General features: G+C 67.9%; 1 protein-coding gene and 2 pseudogenes. All 3 read left to right on the top strand.

What is annotated here, in order from left to right:
• Positions 1 to 321: 321 nt before the first annotated feature.
• Positions 322 to 825 (top strand): annotated as a pseudogene (locus ACH4J0_RS43095) (aminopeptidase); the annotation flags it as partial.
• 118 nt (positions 826 to 943) lie between these two features.
• Positions 944 to 1543, top strand: a complete 600-nt coding sequence (locus tag ACH4J0_RS43100; protein ID WP_396246647.1) for a hypothetical protein — start codon at positions 944 to 946, stop codon at positions 1541 to 1543.
• A gap of 45 nt (positions 1544 to 1588) precedes the next feature.
• Positions 1589 to 1930: pseudogene (locus ACH4J0_RS43105) on the top strand (IS5 family transposase); the annotation flags it as partial.
• Between the last annotated feature and the right edge of the window lie 144 nt (positions 1931 to 2074).

Genomic DNA, 2074 nt, shown 5'->3' on the forward strand with positions numbered 1-2074 from the left:
ACCGGCAGGAACGGTTCCACCAACTCCCACTCGGCATCGCTTAGATCACCACGCGTCACCCGCGACTTCTACCAGGCCACGGCCGTCCCGGGCAGAAGAATCAACAAACCCATGATCTGAACTCGGAACAGGCCCTAGTAGGCCCAGCGGCAGGTACCAGGCGTGGCTGTGCTGGTGAAGGGTGCCGATCATCGCGTCGGTGGAGAGCCGGCGCCGCGCCCGTCGTGGTGAGGTCCTGCGTCTGGTCCGTGCGCTCCTGCGGGCCGGAGTCGTCGAACTGCACGGTGGCTTTGCGGACAGTTCGAACGGAACTCCGCAAGGCGGGGGCGCCTCACCGCTCGCACCACCCTGGTCGCCCGCTACCAGTCGTGGGCCGACTCCCGGGGCGACGGTTTCCGGTTCATCGGCAGCGCCGACAAGGCCTTCGAGATCGCCATCCTGCGCGCGCCCTTCATGTTCTGGCAGGGCGGAGGCCAGGCTGCCTGCACGACGGCGCCGCCCACGGACACCTCCGACGACGCCCTGTACGACTGGCTCTCCGACGTCGCCCGACTGCCCGTCTACGCCGACACGGTGGCCGACCAGTTCATCCCATACTTCTACTAACTCGGCACCCAGCTGGGCTACTTCCCGGCCGAGACAGCTCACCTGGCCGACCTTCTCCGTTGCCCCGGCGTCACCGATCCGCGCACCTTCGTCCCCCGCGACATCCCGATGTGCCACCAGCCGCAGACGATGCGCGACGTGGACCGCTGGGTCCGCACCCACGGTGGGCACCTGATGTTCGTCAACGGCGTCGCGAAGGGCAGGCCCGTCGTCGGCTGACGGCACCGGGTCGTGGCGGAGTCCTCGTAGTAGTCCGAGCGCGCGAGAGGTGCGTACATGGCGAAGGGGGACAGCAAGTCAGCAGCGGAAGGACTGGAAGGCCAGGAGGTTGTCGCCGGTGAACACCGACGACCTGGAGTCCGCCCTGTTCGGGGCGGAGCTGCGGGTACTGGAGATCCAGACGAAGCTGCACCGTTGGGCCCGCGAGGATTCTCATCGCAGGTTCGATGACCTGTTCAACCTCGTTGCCGATCCCGCGTTCCTGCTGGTCGTGTGGGCTCGGGTGCGGGGAAACAAGGGAGCCCGCACGGCCGGAGTGGACGGCGAGACCGCCTACTACGTGGAGACCGTGCGGGGCGTCGAGGTCTTCCTCGACGGGCTGCGGACCTCGATCAAGGACCGCAGCTTCTGCCCGCTCCCGGTCCGGGAACGGATGATCCCCAAGGCGGGCGGCAAGTTGCGTCGCCTGGGGACCGCGACCGTGACCGACCGGGTGGTGCAGGCATCCCTGAAGCTGGTGTTGGAGCCGATCTTCGAGGCGGATTGTGCGCCACGAGGCGCTGCTTTACCGGACGCGGTGAGAGACCGCGTCGGGCTCTTGTCGCAGCAAGGGCCTGGAAGCTGGGGACAGCCTGATCCGGGAGGTGCCGGGGAGGGCGGGAGCAGTCCCGACAACGTAGCGGGGGCGCGGCACTGCCAGACGCGCCGGCCGCGCTAGGGCCTGTTTCAGAAGTGGATCAAGGTCATGCGATGATCACGTTCTATGGCTCGGGGAGATCTGACGGACGCACAGTGGGCTGTGCTGGAACCTCTGCTGCCGCGGGGCATCAAGGCCGGTCGGCCGCCGCTGCACACCAAGCGGCAGCTGATCAACGGGATACGTTTCCGGACCCGTACGGGCATACCGTGGCGGGATCTGCCCGAGCGCTACGGGCCGTGGGAGACGGTGTACGGGCTGTTCCGGCGCTGGCAGCGCGACGGCACGTGGCACCGGATCCTCGAGCAGCTGCAGGCCCGCGCCGATGCGAAGGGCCTGATCACCTGGGACATCTCCGTCGACTCCACGATCGCTCGCGCGCACCAGCACGCGGCCGGCGCGCGCAAAAAGGGGATCTGCAGGCCGAGCCGCCCGGCGGCGTCTTCGTCGAGCCCGATGAGAATTTTTCATCCTGAAGTTGCAGGTCACGGGGCTGGCGTGGGTCGCGGCTGGGGTGCTCGTGCCGGTCGGGGGCGTGATCGTTAGCAGGTG

It is taken from the genome of Kitasatospora sp. NPDC017646 (genome assembly GCF_044329365.1).
GTDB lineage: Bacteria > Actinomycetota > Actinomycetes > Streptomycetales > Streptomycetaceae > Kitasatospora.